General features: G+C 69.8%; 19 protein-coding genes and 2 tRNA genes. 11 read left to right on the top strand and 10 right to left on the bottom strand.

What is annotated here, in order from left to right; genetic code table 11:
- Nucleotides 1-205 precede the first annotated feature (205 nt).
- Nucleotides 206-865 carry a protein-L-isoaspartate O-methyltransferase family protein gene (locus ACVMLK_RS14890; protein ID WP_457486815.1) on the bottom strand — a complete coding sequence of 220 codons (660 nt, stop codon included), beginning with the start codon at nucleotides 863-865 and terminating at the stop codon, nucleotides 206-208.
- Nucleotides 866-1,000: 135 nt separating this feature from the next.
- Here ACVMLK_RS14890 and ACVMLK_RS14885 point away from each other — a divergent pair.
- Nucleotides 1,001-1,074 (top strand) — tRNA-Cys (locus tag ACVMLK_RS14885).
- Between the two features lie 92 nt (nucleotides 1,075-1,166).
- A tRNA-Asn gene (locus tag ACVMLK_RS14880) sits at nucleotides 1,167-1,242 on the top strand.
- Nucleotides 1,243-1,715: 473 nt separating this feature from the next.
- On the opposite strand, the gene ACVMLK_RS14875 is transcribed toward ACVMLK_RS14880, so the two are convergent.
- Together ACVMLK_RS14875 and ACVMLK_RS14870 are read right to left on the bottom strand one after the other, a co-directional pair.
- Nucleotides 1,716-2,024 (bottom strand): hypothetical protein, encoded by a 309-nt coding sequence (locus ACVMLK_RS14875; protein ID WP_457486814.1) that lies wholly within the window; start codon nucleotides 2,022-2,024, stop codon nucleotides 1,716-1,718.
- Nucleotides 2,025-2,036: 12 nt separating this feature from the next.
- Complete coding sequence (locus tag ACVMLK_RS14870) at nucleotides 2,037-2,384, bottom strand: helix-turn-helix domain-containing protein (protein ID WP_457486813.1); 348 nt, start codon at nucleotides 2,382-2,384, stop codon at nucleotides 2,037-2,039.
- Nucleotides 2,385-2,657: 273 nt separating this feature from the next.
- Between ACVMLK_RS14870 and ACVMLK_RS14865 the strand changes: the two genes are divergently transcribed.
- Complete coding sequence (locus ACVMLK_RS14865) at nucleotides 2,658-2,981, top strand: transposase (protein ID WP_457486812.1); 324 nt, start codon at nucleotides 2,658-2,660, stop codon at nucleotides 2,979-2,981.
- A 190-nt stretch (nucleotides 2,982-3,171) separates the two neighbouring features.
- On the top strand, nucleotides 3,172-4,251 hold the full coding sequence (locus ACVMLK_RS14860) for an SMP-30/gluconolactonase/LRE family protein (protein WP_457486811.1): 1,080 nt from the start codon (nucleotides 3,172-3,174) through the stop codon (nucleotides 4,249-4,251).
- Nucleotides 4,252-4,287: 36 nt separating this feature from the next.
- Here the strand turns inward: ACVMLK_RS14860 and ACVMLK_RS14855 are convergent, their stop codons facing one another.
- From ACVMLK_RS14855 to ACVMLK_RS14840, 4 genes are read right to left on the bottom strand one after another with little or no spacing between them, the layout of a single operon-like run.
- A complete protein-coding gene (locus ACVMLK_RS14855) occupies nucleotides 4,288-5,514 on the bottom strand; it encodes an alpha-hydroxy acid oxidase (protein WP_457486810.1) in 1,227 nt (408 codons plus the stop codon).
- A gap of 13 nt (nucleotides 5,515-5,527) precedes the next feature.
- Nucleotides 5,528-6,523, bottom strand: a complete 996-nt coding sequence (locus ACVMLK_RS14850) for a Bug family tripartite tricarboxylate transporter substrate binding protein (protein ID WP_198368300.1) — start codon at nucleotides 6,521-6,523, stop codon at nucleotides 5,528-5,530.
- A 33-nt stretch (nucleotides 6,524-6,556) separates the two neighbouring features.
- Nucleotides 6,557-7,351: an enoyl-CoA hydratase gene (locus ACVMLK_RS14845; protein ID WP_457486809.1), complete on the bottom strand. Its 795-nt coding sequence runs from the start codon at nucleotides 7,349-7,351 to the stop codon at nucleotides 6,557-6,559.
- Nucleotides 7,348-8,604 carry a CaiB/BaiF CoA transferase family protein gene (locus ACVMLK_RS14840; protein ID WP_422924817.1) on the bottom strand — a complete coding sequence of 419 codons (1,257 nt, stop codon included), beginning with the start codon at nucleotides 8,602-8,604 and terminating at the stop codon, nucleotides 7,348-7,350. The genes ACVMLK_RS14845 and ACVMLK_RS14840 overlap by 4 nt, the downstream gene beginning before the upstream one ends.
- A gap of 139 nt (nucleotides 8,605-8,743) precedes the next feature.
- Here ACVMLK_RS14840 and ACVMLK_RS14835 point away from each other — a divergent pair, with 139 nt between their 5' ends.
- Entirely contained in the window at nucleotides 8,744-9,688 is a 945-nt protein-coding gene (locus ACVMLK_RS14835) for a LysR substrate-binding domain-containing protein (protein WP_457486808.1), read from the top strand.
- Between the two features lie 9 nt (nucleotides 9,689-9,697).
- On the opposite strand, the gene ACVMLK_RS14830 is transcribed toward ACVMLK_RS14835, so the two are convergent.
- Together ACVMLK_RS14830 and ACVMLK_RS14825 are read right to left on the bottom strand one after the other, a co-directional pair.
- The gene (locus tag ACVMLK_RS14830) at nucleotides 9,698-10,006 is read right to left on the bottom strand and encodes a hypothetical protein (protein ID WP_457486807.1); all 309 of its coding nucleotides are present in this window, start codon (nucleotides 10,004-10,006) and stop codon (nucleotides 9,698-9,700) included.
- Nucleotides 10,007-10,148: 142 nt separating this feature from the next.
- Nucleotides 10,149-10,613 (bottom strand): Lrp/AsnC family transcriptional regulator, encoded by a 465-nt coding sequence (locus tag ACVMLK_RS14825; protein ID WP_457486806.1) that lies wholly within the window; start codon nucleotides 10,611-10,613, stop codon nucleotides 10,149-10,151.
- A 139-nt stretch (nucleotides 10,614-10,752) separates the two neighbouring features.
- On the opposite strand from ACVMLK_RS14825, the gene hppD reads away from it, so the two are divergent.
- A complete protein-coding gene (gene hppD, locus ACVMLK_RS14820) occupies nucleotides 10,753-11,883 on the top strand; it encodes a 4-hydroxyphenylpyruvate dioxygenase (RefSeq protein ID WP_457486805.1) in 1,131 nt (376 codons plus the stop codon).
- A 3-nt stretch (nucleotides 11,884-11,886) separates the two neighbouring features.
- On the opposite strand, the gene ACVMLK_RS14815 is transcribed toward hppD, so the two are convergent.
- Nucleotides 11,887-12,363: a MarR family winged helix-turn-helix transcriptional regulator gene (locus ACVMLK_RS14815; RefSeq protein ID WP_232477482.1), complete on the bottom strand. Its 477-nt coding sequence runs from the start codon at nucleotides 12,361-12,363 to the stop codon at nucleotides 11,887-11,889.
- An 85-nt stretch (nucleotides 12,364-12,448) separates the two neighbouring features.
- Between ACVMLK_RS14815 and hmgA the strand changes: the two genes are divergently transcribed.
- From hmgA to ACVMLK_RS14790, 5 genes are all read left to right on the top strand, one after another.
- The gene (gene hmgA / locus ACVMLK_RS14810; RefSeq protein ID WP_457486804.1) at nucleotides 12,449-13,804 is read left to right on the top strand and encodes a homogentisate 1,2-dioxygenase; all 1,356 of its coding nucleotides are present in this window, start codon (nucleotides 12,449-12,451) and stop codon (nucleotides 13,802-13,804) included.
- Nucleotides 13,805-13,828: 24 nt separating this feature from the next.
- Nucleotides 13,829-15,163 carry a fumarylacetoacetase gene (fahA, locus tag ACVMLK_RS14805; RefSeq protein WP_457486803.1) on the top strand — a complete coding sequence of 445 codons (1,335 nt, stop codon included), beginning with the start codon at nucleotides 13,829-13,831 and terminating at the stop codon, nucleotides 15,161-15,163.
- A 71-nt stretch (nucleotides 15,164-15,234) separates the two neighbouring features.
- Complete coding sequence (locus ACVMLK_RS14800) at nucleotides 15,235-16,218, top strand: Bug family tripartite tricarboxylate transporter substrate binding protein (protein ID WP_457486802.1); 984 nt, start codon at nucleotides 15,235-15,237, stop codon at nucleotides 16,216-16,218.
- A gap of 3 nt (nucleotides 16,219-16,221) precedes the next feature.
- Nucleotides 16,222-16,854, top strand: a complete 633-nt coding sequence (gene maiA, locus ACVMLK_RS14795; protein ID WP_457486801.1) for a maleylacetoacetate isomerase — start codon at nucleotides 16,222-16,224, stop codon at nucleotides 16,852-16,854.
- Nucleotides 16,855-16,866: 12 nt separating this feature from the next.
- Entirely contained in the window at nucleotides 16,867-17,775 is a 909-nt protein-coding gene (locus tag ACVMLK_RS14790; RefSeq protein WP_198368289.1) for a LysR family transcriptional regulator, read from the top strand.
- Nucleotides 17,776-17,921: the final 146 nt, after the last annotated feature.

Raw genomic sequence — 17,921 nt, 5'->3', positions numbered from 1 at the left:
GCTCTGGCCCAGCACAGGACCCGCCACTCCCATCAACGGCAACGATAGCAGGGCCATCCGCAGAGGGCTGGCAGATGCGGAAAGTCGAATCACCAGATTGCCTCCTTGGCCATGCCCGGATCGGCCGCGCGCCGCAGACTAGGGCAGAAGCGGGTGAAGTTGAACCAGGCCCATGGGCCTGGTCCGCGAAGCGGGCCGCGAGACCTCAGAGGGCAAAGCCCGGATCGGGCGCAAATCCTGGCAGGAGAACGGTGTTGCAGTCGAAGGCTTCGGTGATGCTGAAGCTGCCGCCCAGGCGTTGCCCCAGCACCGCGACCCCGGATCGGCCGGGCAGGAGCCGGATCGTCGCGAGGCGCCCGCCCTCGGCGAGCTGCCCTACAATCTCCTTCGGAATCGACTGCACGGCGCCCTCGATGACAATAAGGTCATAGGGCGCCTTCTCCGCATGGCCGGCAGCCGGAGATCCCTGAAGGTAGTCCAGCGTGCCGGGCGTCAGGGACAGGCCGGACAAGGCCTCCCGGCCGAGAGCCAGAAGGTCGGCTTCGGCCTCGATCGCCGTCACGCGGCCGCCCATCCGACTGACCAGCGCCGCGCCGTAGGCGGTGCCGGCCGCCAGGACCAGCACGGCCTCGCCGGCGCGGACCTTGGCCAGCTGCAGAAGGCGCGCCAGCATCATGGGCTGCAGCATGACGCGGCCATGCCCGAGCGGCACATCCTCATCGGCATGGGCGCGGGCCACCATGGTGGGCGGGACGAAGAGATGGCGCGGCAGATCCGACATGCTGTTGAGGATTCGCGGATCGGTAACCTTGTTGGGGCGGAGCTGCCCGTCCACCATCCACTTGCGCGCGCCCGCGAAATCCATCGTAGAACTATCCTTGGCTGCGAGGCGCGGATCCCCTGCCCACGCCCTGGCTGGCCTTATAGGCGGAGCGCCGCACCGGGCCAAGCGCGACACTCTTGACCCGCGCGCTCCGAGACCCGATACAGCGCCGCAAGGGGCCCGATGGCAGAGTGGTGATGCAGCGGACTGCAAATCCGCGTACGTCGGTTCAATTCCGGCTCGGGCCTCCAGGCTACGCCTTCCAAGTAAGGCGCTCTAACGGAATGATTTTTGCCCCTTGCGGGCAGGGAACAGCCCCGCTATAGCGCCGCCCACAAGCTGATCCCCGATAGCTCAGCTGGTAGAGCACGCGACTGTTAATCGCTAGGTCGTTGGTTCGAGTCCAACTCGGGGAGCCATTTCACCGCCTCTTACCAAGGCGGATCAGAGACTTAAGAAGGGGGACGGTTTGCCGTCCCCCTTCATCGTCCCGCTTGGCGGAACTACCTCCAAAAAAAACCCTTCGACGGTTTGCTGGTATTCCTATCCGGAATGCTGAGGCCATCCTTACCCTAGGTAAATTCACGTAAGGGGCCTGCGCGAAACCTGTGCGGGTTACTCTATTGCTGGTGGTTGGCTGCCTTTGTCGCGCGATTGGCGCGCATGGTGCGCGACGTTTTTCAGGGCGGTAAAAACCCCTCGCGTCACGGCATGCCAAGGTGTCTATCTGCCTGTTATTCCTTGATACGCGATACGGTAAAAACTACGGTCCTGCCGCACTGGATAAGCTAAGGCGAAACGCCTCTTGATCTTTCGCTTCTGGCGATAGAGCAATTTAGGGCGATCGGCCTCCGGCCGAGCAGGGCAGCGGCTATCCGCCACCACCGACCCTTCAATCTAAATTCGGCTTGCTCTCAAGCCTCAAGGCAGCCTCGGCTAATGCCTTCGCTTTCCGCGCCTTGCCGCGTGCCATCATGTTCAGCAGCACCCGCATCTCACCGGGCAGCCGCGCCTGGCCCGAGGCGATACGGCTGAGATGGCGGACAATGTTCTCCAGCCGCCTGTCATCGCCGTAGCGGACCATCATGCGCGCCAGGCCGCGCTGGCTTTCCCCCAACTCGGCCAGCTTGTCCCGGAACCATTGCGCGCCCTCCGGCGTGCCGTGGATGGGCGGGTTGTGAAAGTGCTCTTCATCCGTCATGGCGCCGGCTCGTCAGATATTGAGGGCCTGGAGCACCGCCTTTGGCTCTCGCTCAATCACGTGCAAGTAGGCCAAAGCCGCGGCATCGGGCCTCCGCCTGCCCTGTTCCCAATCCCTCACTGTGCCGACGGGGATGCGGAAGCGCAGGGCGAATGCCGCCTGGGTCAGGCGGGTGCCAGCCCGCACCTCTCGCACGCGCTCCGCCTCGGCTTCTGCATCCGCCATCGGCAGGTCGGCTTCATCGATGGGATCGATGTGCGGTGCCAGCAGCTCCCGCACGCGGCGGAGGCTGCTCTTCCGCCGCACCACACTCAGGATCTCCGGCGGCACCTGCATTCGCCGCTTGGTAGGCTTGGTCATCGCCTTATCTCCCGCCGTGCTCGCGGCACCATCCCGCTTACGGCGGCGCCGTATGTCCGGCAAGGCAGATGGAGGTAGGTATCGCCCGCCGCATCCGCGGCCCAGCGGTTGCCCGCCACTCTAGGTACTGCCTCACTTAAGCTGCGTGACCTCGACAATGGTATCCGCGGCCTGCTGCCTGGGGTTGGGCTGAAGGTCGGACAGGTCAGCGAGGCAGCCTTCCTGGCGCGTGTGCGCGAACTGGCAGACGGACAGCCTGGACTGGAGGCGCTGATGGGGCTGCTGTTGCAGGCCCGCGATGCCGTGCGGACCGAACGCGAACGGCTGCACCGCCTGGTGCTGGCTGCGGTGCGCGAGGATGACGTCTGCCGCCGCTGGATGACGGTGCCGGGCGTCGGGCCGGTGATGGCGCTAACCTTCTGCTCGGCGGTCGACGATCCCACGCGGTTCAGCCGCTCGCGAGCCGTCGGAGCGCATTGCGGTCTGACACCGAGAGGCTACCAGTCGGGTGAGACTGATCGCGTCGGCACCACGCGTGGCGACAGTGTGATCGCCTGGACCCCTACCCTGACCTTGCAGCGGGCGAAGCAGCGATGACCTGTCGCGGATCAGCTCCCGGCTCTCCGCTGCCGTCTTGATCAGCGCGTCAGATCTGATTATCCGCAACGGCGCGCTGCGCGCGCTTGGCGGGCACAGCCTGGCCCAGCCGGACTGGGTGACTGCCGCCGCGTCGGGAGCCGGACACCTTCAGCACAGTTCCTCCCATCCTTCCGCAAAGGAGCTCAGAATGATCGAGAGACGCGCCGCACTGGCTGTTATGGCCGGCCTTGGGCTGCAGGCCTGCGCCGCTTCCGGGCGGCCGGAGAACCGGCTTGTCGAGGTCGCCTCCTTCGGCCGGCGGCAGCCCGTGGGTATCACGGTGTCTGAAACTGGACGGATGTTCGTGACCTTCCCACGCCAGAGCGGCTCCGCCGAGTTCCGCTACGCTCTGGCCGAGATGGTCCGCGGCGAGGAGGTCCCGTACCCCGATGCCGCCTGGAACAGCTACACGCCCGCGGATGCCGACAACCACTTCATGAACGTGCAGGCGGCCATCGCCCAGGGCGACGTGCTGTGGGTATTGGATGCAGTGCAGCCCTTCGGCAGCGGCACCCCTTCCGCCAGCAAGCTGATGAAGGTCGGGCTCTCGGACAACAAGGTGCAGCGGATCTACCGCTTCGAGGATATCGCGCCCGGCACAGCAGCGTTGAACGACGTGCGCGTAGATGCGCGCCGCAACCTAGCCTACCTGTCCGACCCCAAGCGTTCGGCCATCGTGATTCTGGACCTGACCAGCGGCCGCACCCGCACGGTGCTGGAGGGCTCGCGGCCGACCAGCGCCGCGCCCGGCTTCGTGCTGCACATCGATGGGCAGGACGTGATGCACACGGGGGGCAGGCCCTTCGTCTCCAACGCCAACGGCATTGCTCTGACGCATGACGGGCGCTGGTTCTATTTCCGGGCCATCAATCAGGAGAACCTCTACCGCATAGAGACGCGCCACCTGGCCGACGCGTCGCTGAGCGACGCCGAATTGCTGGCGCAAGTTCAAGATCTGGGCAAGGTCGGCGTCTCGCACGGCATGCTGGCCGACAGGGATGGCAATATCTATCTCAGCGACTCGATCCACTACGCCATCAATCGCTGGTCGCCCGATGGCCGCGTGACGCGGCTGGTGCAGGATCCGCGTCTGTCCTGGCCAGATACCTTCGCCATCGGCCCGGACGGTACCCTGTATGTCACCGCCGCGCAGATCAACCGCACAGCCGCCTTCAACGCGCAGGAGCGGGTGGAGTATCCGTACCGGCTCTACAAGGTCGTGCACTGACAGCCCGGGCCGCCTGCCCCGAAGCGGCGGCCCGCCTCAGCCCGCGCCGGCCATGGCGGCCTGAACCTTGGCCGGGCCGGACGCGGCGGGGGCGCCGCGCCGCAGATAGCGCTGGTCCAGCGCCGCGATGTCCGGGCAGCCCAGCAGGCCCAGCACCCGGTCCACCTCCTCCCGCAGGATGGTCAGGGCGCGCTCAGCCCCGGCCTGCCCGCCAGCGGCCACGCCGTAAAGCGTGGCGCGCCCAAGCATCACGGCGTGCGCACCGAACGCCACGGCTTTGACGATGTCCGCGCCACGGCGGAACCCGCCATCGATCAGCAACACCGTGTCCGGCCGCAGCGCAGCCGCCACCTCCGGCAACATCGAGAAGGCCGAGGCGGCACCATCCAGCTGCCGCCCGCCATGGTTGGACAGCACGATGCCGTCGGCGCCGTGATCCTCGGCCCGCCGCGCATCCTCCGGCGCCAGGATGCCCTTCAGCACCAGCCTGCCGGGCCAGATGTCGCGCAACCAGCCGATATCGCGCCAGCTCAGGCTTGGGTCCATCTGCCGGCTCAGAAAGGCCGCCGCATTGCGCGCCGAGTTCTGCCTCGGCGGCAGCACGTCATCCAGATTGCCGAAGCGCGGCACGCCATGCGACACCAGCACGTCCAGCACCCAGCGCGGGTGGCGCAACACGTCCAGCATGTTGCGCGCGTCGAGCTTCATCGGCGCGCGGTAGTTGCGCTTGTCCCATTCGCGGTTGCCGAAACGCGGGCAATCGGTGGTCACCACCAGCGCCTCGCACCCCGCCGCCGCTGCACGGGCCACCAGCCGCCGCGCCACCTCACGGTCGCGGAACGGGTAGAGCTGCATCCAGACGCGGCCGCCCGCCTCCGCCACCACCCGCTCCAGCGGCGTGGTGGAGACATGGCTGAGCACGAAGGGCACGCCGGCGGCGCGGGCGGCGCGCGCCAGCGCCAGGTCGGCCTCATGCGCCAGCATGCCGTTGAAGCCGGTCGGGCCGATCATGAAGGGCGAGGCCGCCTCGGCGCCCCACAGCGTCACCGCCTGGCGGCAGGTGCCCACATCCACCAGGGTGCGTGGCAGGAAGGCGGCGCCGTCGAAATCCTCGCGGTTGCGCCGCAGGCTGTGCTCATCCTCGGCGCCGCCCTCCACATACTCGAAGGCGAAGTTCGGCACGCGCCGCCGCGCCATGGCGCGCAGCTCGTCGATGCTGCAGGCGCGGCGGACGTCCCGCCCCCGGTGGAAGCGGCGCTTCACGCAGGCCCCCCGCTCATTCCGGCTCGATCCCGACGCGCTTGCCGATGGCGACGGCGCGCTTCACTTCCTCGCGGATGAACTCGCGCGTCGCATCCGGCCCCAGGTCGCGCTGCTCCAGCCCTGCCGCCTTCAGCATCCGCGCAGTGTCCGGCAGCGCCTGCGCCTTGGCGATGTCGGCGGCAATGCGGTCGACCACCGGGCGCGGCGTGCCGGCCGGCGCCAGCACGGCGAACCACACATCCATGGCGATCTCGCCCATGCCGAGCTCGGCCAGGGTGGGCACCGCCGGAAACGCCTCCTGCCGCTTGTCGCTGTCCACCGCCAGCAGCCGCAGCTCCCCGGCCTGGGCCTGGGCGGCGACGCCCGGCAGGGTGGAGACGGCGAAGCCGAGCGTACCCGCCAGCAGGTCGTTGACCACCGGCGCGGCGCCCCGATAGGGCACATGCACCGCCTTGCCGCCGATTTTCTGCAGCCACATCTCGGGGATCAGATGCGGCGTCGAGCCGTGGCCGGGCGAGCCGAAGGTCAGCTCGCCCTTGCCCTGACGTACCGCCCTGGCCAAGTCCTCCATCGAGCGGATCGGCGACTTCGCCGGCACCACGAAGGCGTGCGGCGTCGCCGCCACCAGCGAGACCGGCTCGAAATCGGTCACTGGGTTGTAGCTCATGCGCCGGAACATCGCGACGTTCAGCGCGTGGGTCAGGATGTTGCCGAGCCCCAGCGTGTAGCCATCCGGCGCCGCCCGCGCCACGGCCTCCGAGCCGATCATGCCGGACGCGCCCGAGCGGTTCTCCACCACCACCGGCTGCCCCCAGGCGGTGGACAGGTGCTGCCCCAGGATGCGCGCCGGCGGATCGGCCGAGCCACCCGGCGGGAACGGCACGATCAGCCGCACGCTGCGGCTTGGAAAGGCCTCCGCCGCGCGCAGGCGGGGCGCCAGCAGCAGCGCCGGGGTTGCCGCCAGAAAGGCGCGGCGGCGCAATGGGTTGAAGGGAGCGGTTTCGCTCATGCTTTCTTGTCCTCCCGCGTGAAGTCGCGATCCTTAACGTCCGGAGAAGCGCGGCCTCCGCTTCTCCATGAAGGCGCGGCGGCCCTCGGCGTAGTCGTCGCTGTCGAAACAGGCCCGCTCCAGCGCATCGAGCCGCCCGGGCTGCCGATCGGCGGGGTCGAGGCACCAATCATCGACCGCAGCCTTGCAGGCCCGCAGCGACAGTGGCGCGTTGTCGCACAGCGTTACCAGCAATTCCTCCACCGCCGCCGGCAGCCCGCCGGCCGGAACCAGCCGGTCCACCAGCCCGAGGCGGAACGCCTCCCCGGCCTCCAGCCGCCGGGCGGTGAACAGGATGTCCTTGGCCGCTGCGGGGCCAACGATGTCCACCAGCCGCCGCAGCCGCAGGTGGTCGTAGGCGATGCCGAGCCGGGCGGCGGGAATGCCGAAGCGCGCATCCTCCGCCGCGACGCGGAGATCGGCCTGCAGGGCCAGGCCCAGCCCGCCGCCGATGCAGAAGCCCTCGATCATAGCGATCAGCGGCTGCGGCAGCGCGCCCAGCCCGTCGAACGCCTCATCCGCCGTGGCCTTGTAGCGCTGCTCGGCCTCGGCGCTGGCGCGCGCATCCTCGAACTGGCCGATATCGGCCCCAGCGGCGAAGGAGCCGCCCGCGCCGTACAGCACCACCGCGCGGATCTCCGGATCGGCGCCAAAATCGCGCGCCGCGCGACCCACCGCCTGCCACATCTCCAGCGACAGCGCGTTCCGCTTCGCCGGCCGGTTCAGCGTGATCCAGCCGACCGCGCCGCGCCGCTCCACCAGAACGGCATTTTCCATGGTCGCGCTCATGCCACCGCCTCCGGCATGCGGATGATGCCCTGCTCGCGCAGCCGCTCCAGCGTCGCGGTGTCCAGCCCGGCCTCGCGCAGCACCGCCGCCGTGTCCTCGCCGAGCCGCGGCGCCGGGCCGCGCGGCACGGCCGGGGTGGCGGAGAATTTCAGCGGGCAGCCGAGCGCCGGCACGGGGGCGCCGCCATCGGGATGCGCCACCTCCACCACCATGTTGCGCGCGCGGGTCTGCGGGTGCTCCAGCATCTCGCCCACCGAATGCACCGGGCCGCAGGGCACGCCGGCGGCATCCAGCCGCGCCAGGCAATCGGCCCGCGTCAGCCGCGCGAAGACCGGCTCCAGCGCGGCGATCAGCGCCGGGCGGTCGGCGATGCGCAGCGCGCTGGTCGCCCAGTGCGGATCGGCGCCGATGCCGGCTTCCTCGTCCAGCGCCCGCATGGCGCGGCGGAACAGCCCGTCGCTCTGCGCGCCGATCACGATCCAGCCATCGGTGCAGGCAAAGGCCTGGTAGGGCGCGCCCAGCGGATGCGCCGAGCCGAGCGGGCCGGGCGAGACCCCAGTGGCCAGCGTCATCGCCGACTGCAGCACGGTGTGCATGATGCCGGCCTCAATCAGCGAGGTTTCCACCCGCTGCCCCTGCCCGGTGCGCAGCTTGTGGGCATGCGCCGCGACCACGCCGAGCGCCAGCAGCATCCCGGCCGTGGTGTCGGTGACCGGCGCGCCGACCTTGACCGGCGGGCGGCCCGGCCCCTCGCCGGTGATACTCATCAGCCCGGTGAAGGCCTGGGCGATCAGATCCAGCCCGGGGCGCTGCGCTTCCGGCCCGGTCAGGCCAAAGCCGGAGACGCTGGCATAGATCAGCCCGGGATTCTCGGCCCGCAGCGCCTCATAGCCGAGGCCGAGGCGCTCCAGCGTGCCGGGGCGGAAATTCTCGATCAGCACGTCGGCGCCGGCGCAGAGCCGCTTCAGCGCCCGCAACCCGTCCGGCTGCTTGGCATCGATGGCGACGCCGCGCTTGCCACGGTTCAGTACCAGAAAGGAGGCGGCCTCGCCCCGCATCTCGGGCGGGCTCATCTGGCGGACGTCGTCGCCCTCGGGCAGGCGCTCCACCTTGATCACCTCGGCGCCGAGATCGCCCAAAAGCAGGCCGCAGACCGGCGCCGCGACATACATGGACAGCTCGACCACCCGCAGCCCGGCCAGCGGGCCGGTGCGCGGCGGGTCGTTCTGCGGACGCGGCACGGCCGTGGACATCTCGTTCAAGCGGCGATCCTCCCTTTCGGCCGGCTTCGCGCCAGGCCATTGCGACAACGAGGCTAGGTTTGCCGCGACAGGACGACCAATAGTATCTCGGGATACCCCGATCGCGTTCGGGGTCAGGGAAGGAACGGGGATGGATCTGAACCGCCTGCGCAGCTTCGCGCGGATCGTCGAGCTGGGCGGGCTGAACCGGGCCTCCACCGACCTCAACATCGCGCAACCGGCGCTCAGTGCCCATGTGGCGGCGCTGGAGGCCGAGCTTGGCGTCAGGCTGCTGCTGCGGCTGCCGCGCGGGGTGGAGCCCACCGAAGCCGGCCGGCGCCTGCACCAGCATGCGCGGGCGGTGCTGCGCCGGCTGGAACAGGCGCGCGACGATGTGCGGGCGGAGGCCGGCTCCGGCCCGGCGGGCACGGTGGCAATCGGAATGCCGCTGAGCACCGCCAACGTACTTGTCCTGCCGCTGATCCGTGCCGTAGCGGCCGCACTGCCGCAGGTGGTACTGCAGATCAACGTGCTGCAGAGCGCCGATATCGGCGACCTGTTGCTGACGGCGCGGCTGGACCTGGCGCTGCTGTTCCCCGAGGCGCCGCTGCGCGGGCTGCGCACCCAGCCGCTGCTGCTGGAGCACCTGCTCTGGGTGCCGCCCGGCGGCGGCGCGGTGGATGGCGCGGTTCCCGGGACGCCGGCCGCCACACTGCGCGAACTTTGCGGCGTGCCGCTGCTGCTGCCGCGCCGGCCGAATGGGCTGCGGGAGCGGGTGGAGGCGGCCATGGCGCGCATCGGCGCCGCGCCGCGCATCCTGGCCGAGCTGGACGCCCTGCCCTCGATCCGTGCCGCCGCAGTGGAAGGGCTGGGCGGCACGGTGGTGCCCTGGTCCGCACTGCACCATCCCGGCCAGAGCGGCGCGCTGCACGCCCGGCGCTTCGCCGATGCGCCCGAACTCCAGCGGCAGCTCGCGCTCTGCGATGCCGGTGAGGCGGCGCTGGCGCCGGCCGTCGCGGCCGTGCGCGAAACCCTGATCGAGATGGTCAACCTCCTCGTGACGGGAGGCGAATGGCAGGCGGTGGAACCGCTGTGACGCGGGGGCTCAGCCGGGCTCGCGCGCGATGAAGGGCCGCGCCGCTTTCAGCGCCGGGTCACAGGCCGGCACCTCGGCCTGCAGCACCGCCTCGTAGCTGGTCAGGCCGGTCCAGAGCCGGAAGGCGGTGGTGATGCCCTCCCACGGATTCTCCGTGTAGAGCGCCCCCAGCGTGGTGTGGGCCGCGGCCACGCAGGAAGAGACGCCCTGTATCACCGCCGCCGGCGCGCCAAGCCCGCCCAGCCGGGCGCTTAGCTCCGCCTGGGCGGGCTCGATGATGAGGACATTGACCAGCAGCAAGAGGAAATCACCGAACATCGAAAGGCTTTCCTGTAGGAGGAGCAGGCATGGGCCCGGCGCTGCCCGTTGCCGGATAAGTCCGGCCCCGCATGGCGGCGGTGTTTCACGGATGCCCGCGCGGGCGTCAAGCTGAACTACGGCGTTGCCGCGCGCGGCGGACTCAACGGAGGCACCGCAGCGGCAGCCGTCCGGTATCCTTCAGCTTGTCCAGAACGATGGAGGAGCGGACGCGCGCCACGCTGTCATGCGCTAGCAGCGTCTCGTTCACCAGCAGCGACAATCCCTTCAGGTCGGGGACGATGGCCTTCAGCAGGTAGTCGGTGTCGCCCGTCATGGCATAGGCTTCCTGAATTTCCTCCACCCGCGCCAGTAGCTCGCGGAAGCGGCGAGAGTTGTCGCCGCTATGGGCGGTCAGCGTTACCTGCACGAAGGCGAGTACGTGCAGGCCGAGGGCTTCCGCCTCAAGCTCAGCCCGGTAGCCGCGGATCAGCCCGGCAGCCTCCAGCGCGCTGCGCCGGCGCGAGCATTGCGACGCCGACAGCCCGATGCGCTCGCCGAGCTGCTGGTTGGTCAGCCTGGCATCTTCCTGCAGCGCCGCGAGCAGGCGGAGGTCGAACCCGTCCAATGAAGGCGTTTCATGCATCCTATCCGACTTTCATGCGCAGATCGTGCATAGTCACCGTTTGGGCGCCTTGTTTTGCACGCACATTGCGCCTTCATGGCACTAGCCTTTCAGCCAGTCCAAGATAAAAGGAAGGCATCCCATGGGTCCGTTCCCGCACGACGCGCCGTGCCAGACCATCAGCGAACACAACCCGGCCGGCACCGACGGCTTCGCCTTCGTCGAGTACGCCCATCCCGAGCCGGAAAAGCTGCACGCGCTGTTCCGCCAGATGGGCTTCACCGCAGTCGCGAAGCACCGCTCCAAGGCCGTGACACTGTACCGCCAGGGCGACATTAACTACCTGCTGAACGAGGAGCCGGGCAGCCATGCCGTGCGCTTCTCGGACTCGCACGGCCCCTGCGTGCCCTCCATGGCCTTTCGCGTGGTGGACGCGCAGCACGCCTACAAGCGCGCGCTGGAGCACGGCGCCGAGCCGGCCGATCCGGCGGATGGCGTACCGACCATGAACCTGCCGGCCATCAAGGGCATCGGCGGCAGCCTGCTCTACTTCGTGGACAAGTATGGCGCGCAGGGCTCCACCTATGACGAGGAGTTCGAGTGGCTGGGTGAGCGCGAGGCCACCCCGCGCGGCGCCGGGCTGTTCTACATCGACCACCTGACGCACAATGTTTTCCGTGGCCGCATGGATGTCTGGTACGAGTTCTACAACAAGATCTTCAACTTCCAGCAGATCCGCTACTTCGACATCAAGGGCGAGTACACCGGCCTCTTCTCCCGCGCGCTGACCAGCCCGGATGGCCGCATCCGCATCCCGCTGAACGAGAGCGCGGACGATGAGAGCCAGATCGAGGAATACCTGCGCGAGTACAAGGGCGAGGGCATCCAGCACATTGCCTGCGGCTGCAACGACATCTACGGCACCATCGAGGGGCTGCGCGAAGGCGGGCTGACCTTCATGCCCTCCCCGCCCGAAACCTATTACGAGAAGGTCGATGCCCGCCTGCCCGGCCATGGAGAGGATCTGGCGCGGCTGAAGAAGAACGGCATCCTGGTGGATGGCGAGGGCGTGGTGGAGCACAAGAAGGCGCGGCTGCTGCTGCAGATCTTCTCGGGCAATGTGATCGGCCCGGTGTTCTTCGAGTTCATCGAGCGCAAGGGCGATGATGGCTTCGGCGAGGGCAATTTCCGTGCCCTGTTCGAAAGCATCGAGGAGGACCAGGTGCGCCGCGGCGTGATCGGCGGCAAGCAGCCGGCTGACGCCGCGGAGTGAGGCCTAATCCGCGCCGCCGCCGGACAGTTCCTCCGTGCGGCGGCCGATCTTCTGCAGGATAACCGCGAGCTGGCGCTGCTCCGACTCTGTCAGGGCGGCGGACAGCGCTTCCTGCATCTCCCGCGCCAGCGGCACGATCTGGCGGTAGATGGCGTGGCCCGCGCCGGTCAGCTGCAGGATCTGCGCCCGCTGATCCTGCGGGTGCACGGCCCGACTCAGCAGCGTCTTGTCGGCCAGGCGGATCACGGCGCGGCTGACGCGCACCCGGTCCATGCCGGTCTGCTCGATCACCTGCTGGGTGGATAGGGCACCGTGCTGCCCGACCACCGCCACCACGCGCCATTCCGGAATGCTGAGCCCGAAGCGTTCCTGGTAGCGCGTGGCAAAAAGACTGCTGACGGCCTCCGTCACCACCGAAAGCCGGTAGGGCAGGAAGTCCTGCAGGATGAGCGGTACGGTATCGCGGTTGCTTTCGGGCATGCTTTCGCTTTTCATCTCATATGATACGATATAGAACGGCCGGTGGAGGTTGCAAACAGCCGCCGCACCCGTGGGAGGACAGAGGATGAATGTTTCCCTGAGACCCGGCACCGCCGCCAGCCCGGCCGCGGCCGCCAACGCGCCGGGCTATCTTTCCGGCTTCGGCAATGGGTTCGAGACTGAGGCGCTGCCCGGCGCCCTGCCGGTCGGGCGCAACTCGCCGCAGAAATGCGCCTACGGGCTTTATGCCGAGCAGCTCAGCGGCTCCCCCTTCACCGCGCCGCGCGCCACCAATGAGCGGAGCTGGCTGTACCGCATCCGCCCCACCGTCACGCATTGGGGACAGTTCCGGAAGATGGATGCCGGGCTGTGGCGCACCGCCCCCTGCGCCGAGACGGACATGCCGCTAGCGCCACTCCGCTGGGACCCGATCCCGCTGCCGGACACTTCCGTCAGCTTCCTGGAAGGCATCCACACCGTCACCACCGCCGGCGATGCCGGGGCGCAGGCCGGTATGGGCTCGCACGTCTACCTCGCCACCCGCTCCATGCAGGACGAGTATTTCTACAACGCCGATGCCGAAATGCTGTTCGTGCCGCAGCAGGGCTCGCTGCGGCTCTGGACCGAGTTCGGCATCATCGACATCGAGCCGGGCGAGATCGCCGTGATCCCGCGCGGCGTGAAGCTGCGTGTCGAGCTGCACAATGACGCGCCGGCGCGCGGCTATCTCTGCGAGAATTACGGTGGTGCCTTCACCCTGCCCGAGCGCGGCCCGATCGGCGCCAACTGCCTGGCCAATCCGCGCGACTTCCTGACGCCCGTGGCCGCCTATGAGGAGCGCGACACCCCCGCCACCATGACGGTGAAGTGGGGCGGCAATCTGTGGCAGGCGGAGCTGCAGCACTCGCCGCTGGACGTGGTGGCCTGGCACGGCAATTACGCGCCCTACAAGTACGACCTGCGCCGCTATTCCCCGGTGGGCCCGGTGCTGTTCGACCATGCCGACCCGTCGATCTTCACCGTGCTCACCTCGCCTTCCGAGACGCCGGGCACCGCCAACATCGACTTCGTCATCTTCCCGGACCGCTGGCTGGTGGCCGAGAACACCTTCCGCCCGCCCTGGTACCACATGAACATCATGAGCGAGTTCATGGGGCTGATCTATGGCGTGTACGACGCCAAGACCGGCGGCGGCTTCGTGCCCGGCGGCTTCTCCCTGCACAACACCATGCTGCCGCACGGACCCGACATGAACGCCTTCGAGGGTGCCAGCAATGCCGAGCTGAAGCCCCACAAGCTGGAAGGCACGCTGGCCTTCATGTTCGAGACCCGCTTCCCGCAGCGCGTCACCCGCTTCGCCGCCGAGGCGCCGCAGTTCCAGCAGGACTACGCGGGCTACGGCGCCGGGCTGCAGAAGCATTTCGACCCCACGCGCCCCTGATACTGGCCTCCGAGGAGCACGACCTTGAGTGATGACTTGCCGCCGGCCCGTGCCGCCATCGACGCCACCCACGACCCGGCGCTGCGCTGCTGGGTGGCGGGGGCCGACGGGCACGCCGACTTCCCCATCCAGAACCTGCCCTTCGGCCTGTTCACGCCGCCGGGCGAGAGCACGCCGCGCGGCGGCGTCGCCATTGGCGACAGCATCCTCGATCTGGCCGCCGCCGCGGCGGCGGGTCTGTTCACCGGCGCGGCGGAGCAGGCGGCCGCCGCCGCCTCCGGCCAGACCCTCAACGCGCTGATGGCGCTGGGCGCCGGCCCGCGCCGCGCGCTGCGGGCGCGGCTCTCCGCCATCCTGGCCGAGGGCAGCGCGGACCGCGACAAGGCCGCGCCATGCCTGCACGACGCGGCCGGTTGCGTGCTGCATCTGCCGGCGCGCATCGGCGACTACACCGATTTCTATGTCGGCATCCACCACGCCACCAACATCGGCAAGGTATTCCGGCCGGACAACCCGCTGCTGCCCAACTACAAGTACGTGCCGATCGGCTACCATGGCCGCGCCTCCTCCGTGCGCGTCAGCGGCACCGCCGTGCGGCGCCCGCTCGGCCAGCTGAAGGCACCGGAAGCCGATGCCCCGCGCTTCGCCCCCTGCGAGAGGCTCGATTACGAGCTGGAGCTGGGCGTCTGGATCGGCCCCGGCAACACGCTGGGCCAGCCGATCCCGGTGGCGGAGGCCGAGGCGCATGTGGCCGGCTACTGCCTGCTGAACGACTGGTCGGCGCGCGACATCCAGGCCTGGGAATACCAGCCGCTGGGGCCCTTCCTGGCGAAGAATTTCGGCAGCACTCTGTCCCCCTGGGTGGTGACGCCCGAGGCGCTGGCGCCCTTCCGCATGGCGCAGCCGGCGCGCCCCGAAGGCGACCCTGCCCCCCTGCCCTATCTGCTGGACCAGGCCGACCAGAACGGCGGCGCCTTCGGCATGGCGCTGGAGGTGCTGATCCAGACGGCGCAGATGCGCGAGCAGGGGCTGCCGCCGCACCGCCTCGCGCTGTCCGACACGCGCCACATGTACTGGACCGTGGCGCAGATGGTGGCGCACCACACCAGCAATGGCTGCGACCTCAATCCGGGCGACCTGCTCGGCTCCGGCACCATCTCCGCGCCCGGGCCGGAAGGCGTCGGCAGCCTGCTGGAGGCCACGCGCGGCGGCCGCGAGCCCATTGCCCTGCCCTCCGGCGAAACCCGGCGCTTCCTGGAGGATGGCGACGAGATCATCCTGCAGGCGCGCGCCCGCAAGGATGGCGCCGCCGGCATCGGCTTCGGGGAATGCCGCGCCCGCATCCTGCCCGCCGCCTGAAGCGCTGCCTGAATCGCTGCCGGTCCCAGAAGGATCGGTCCGAGAAAGACCAGTCCAAGAAAGAAACGTCCATGCCGAATGCCACCCTGTCCCGCCGCGCCCTGGCGCTGAGCGCGCTCGGCGCCGCCCTGTTGCCGCGCGCGGCGCGCGCCGCCTGGCCGGAAGGCCCGGTGAAGTGGATCGTCGCCTATGCGGCCGGGGGTGGCAGCGACACGCTGGCGCGGCTGCTGGCGGCGCGCATGGCGGAGGGCCTCGGCAAGCCGGTGGTGATCGACAACAAGCCCGGCGCCGCGACCAACATCGGCGCCGAGGCCGCCGCGCGCGCACCGGCGGATGGCTACACCACCCTTACCGCCGATAACGGCACGCTGGTGTTCAACCCTGCCCTGTTCCGCCGCCTGCCCTACGACCCGGACCGGGATTTCCGCCCGGTCGGCGGCATCGCCCGCTTTCAGCTCGTGCTCGCGGTGAAAAAGGACTCCGCGCTGCGCGACATCGGCGCGCTGCTGGCGCAGGGCAAGGCGCGGCCGGAGAGCATCGACTACGCCTCGCCGGGCATCGGCTCGCCGCATCACCTGGCGATGGAGCGGCTGGCCCGCAGCATCGGCGCGCGCTTCTCGCACATCCCCTATCGCGGCGCCGCCCCGGCGCTCAACGACCTGCTCGCCGGGGTGGTCGAGGCCACGGTGACCGACACGGTGGCGGGCGGCGAGGCGCTGCGTAGCGGCATGGCGCGCCCCGTGGCGGCGTTCTCGGCACGCCGTCACCCTGGCTTCCCCGAGCTTCCCACCATTGCCGAGGCCACCGGGCTGCCGGATCTCGAAGCCTATGCCTGGCAAAGCCTGATGGTGCCGCGCGCGACGCCCGATGCCGTTGTCGCCCGCCTGGCGACCGAGCTGGGCACCGCCCTGGCCGATGCCGGCATCCGGCGCAAATTCTCCGAGATCGGGGTGGAGCCGCTGCCGGCCTCGGCGGAACAGGTGCAGGCCATGATCACGGCGGATCGGGCCATCTGGGTTCCGCTGATCCGCGACCTCGGCATCACACTGGACTGAACCATGAAGCTGCACGGCTATTTCCGTTCCTCCGCCGCGTGGCGGGTGCGCATCGCGCTGAACCTCAAGGGCCTGACGGCCGGGCAGGCGTTTCACCACCTGCGCCATGGCGGGCAGCGGGCGCCGGAGTTCCTGCGGCTCAACCCGCAGGGGCTGGTGCCGGCGCTGGAAACCGACAGTGGCGCGGTGCTGACGCAATCCCTCGCCATCTGCGAATGGCTGGAGGAGGGCTGGCCCGCGCCGCCGCTGCTGCCGCCGGGGCATGACGCGCGCGCCGCCGTGCGCGCCTTCGCCCTGGCCATCGCCTGCGACATCCACCCGGTGCAGAACCTCAAGGTGCTGTCCCGCCTGCGCGGCCTCGGCCTGCCGGAGGAAGCGGTCACCGCCTGGGCGCGCGACACCATCGCCGAGGGGTTGGCCGCCTGCGAGGCGCTGCTCGCCGGTCAGCCCGGCCCATTCTGCTTCGGCGAGGCGCCGGGCCTGGCCGATCTCTGCCTGGTGCCGCAGCTCGGCAATGCGCGCCGCTTCGGTTGCGACCTTTCGGGCCTGCCCCGGATCGGCGCCGCCGAGGCGGCCTGCGCCGCGCTTCCGGCCTTCCGGGACGCGGCGCCGGAGCGGCAGGCCGATGCCGAATGACGGGCAGCGTCCTTGACGCCGCCTGACTGGGTCACCCTGCGGATCTTTCTGGCCGCGGTGGAACTCGGCAGCCTCAGCCGCGCCGCCGAGCAGTGCGGCATCGCCATTTCCGCCGCCGCCCGCCGGGTGCAGGATCTGGAAGCCGATTGCGGCGTGCCGCTGCTGGAACGCAGCGCCCGCGGCGTCCGGCCCACCGCCGCCGGCGAGCGTCTGGCGCGGCATGCGAGCACGCTGCTCGACCAGGCCGGGCGGCTGTCGGACGACCTGCGCGCCTTTGCCGGCGGCGGCAGCGGCAGCGTCCGGCTCTCGGCCACGACGTCGGCCCTGTCCGGCCACCGTCTGGCCGAGGACCTCGCCGCCTTTGCCGCCGCCCGACCTGGCATCTCTGTGGAGCTGCAGGAGGAAACAACGCGGCCGATACTGGACGCGCTGCTGCAGGGCCGCACCGATCTCGGGATCATCACCAGCGGCGTGCCGCTGCCGGCCGGACTTGAGGCGGAGCTCTGGCACACCGACCGATTGCTGGTACTGCTGCCGGCCGGGCACCGCTTCGCGCGCCACGCCCAACTCGGCTTCGCCGATGTGCTGGCGGAGCCGCTGATCGGCGTGCAGGCGGGCGGCGCCCTGGCTCTGCTGCTCGAGCAGGAGGCGGCTTTGCTGGGGCGGGCGCTGCATTACCGCTTTCGCGTCGCCAGCACGGATGCGGCGCGTCGCCTGGTCGCCGCCGGCCACGGGCTGACGGTGATGCCGGACGGCGTTGCCGGGCCGTATCAGACCGCCCTCGGCCTGCGCGGCGTGCCTCTGGCGGAGCCCTGGGCCAAGCGGCAGCTGCGGCTGGTCTCCCGGCCCTCCTGCCTGCTGCCTCGCGCGGTGCGCCTGCTGTTCGACCACCTGAACCGCTCGGCCGATGCGCCGCCCTGAGAATGCCGTGGGTCATCAGCTCCGGCGCTGCCGCGCCCGGTACGCAGGGCTTGCCCGGCTGAAACACGAGAAAGCATGAGAGCTCCCATGGCGATGCGGAAAGTCTACCCGGATGCCAAGGCCGCGCTGGAAGGCGTGCTGCGCGA

The organism is Teichococcus aerofrigidensis (assembly GCF_054073225.1).
This window is presented reverse-complemented; position numbering and strand designations above follow the sequence as displayed.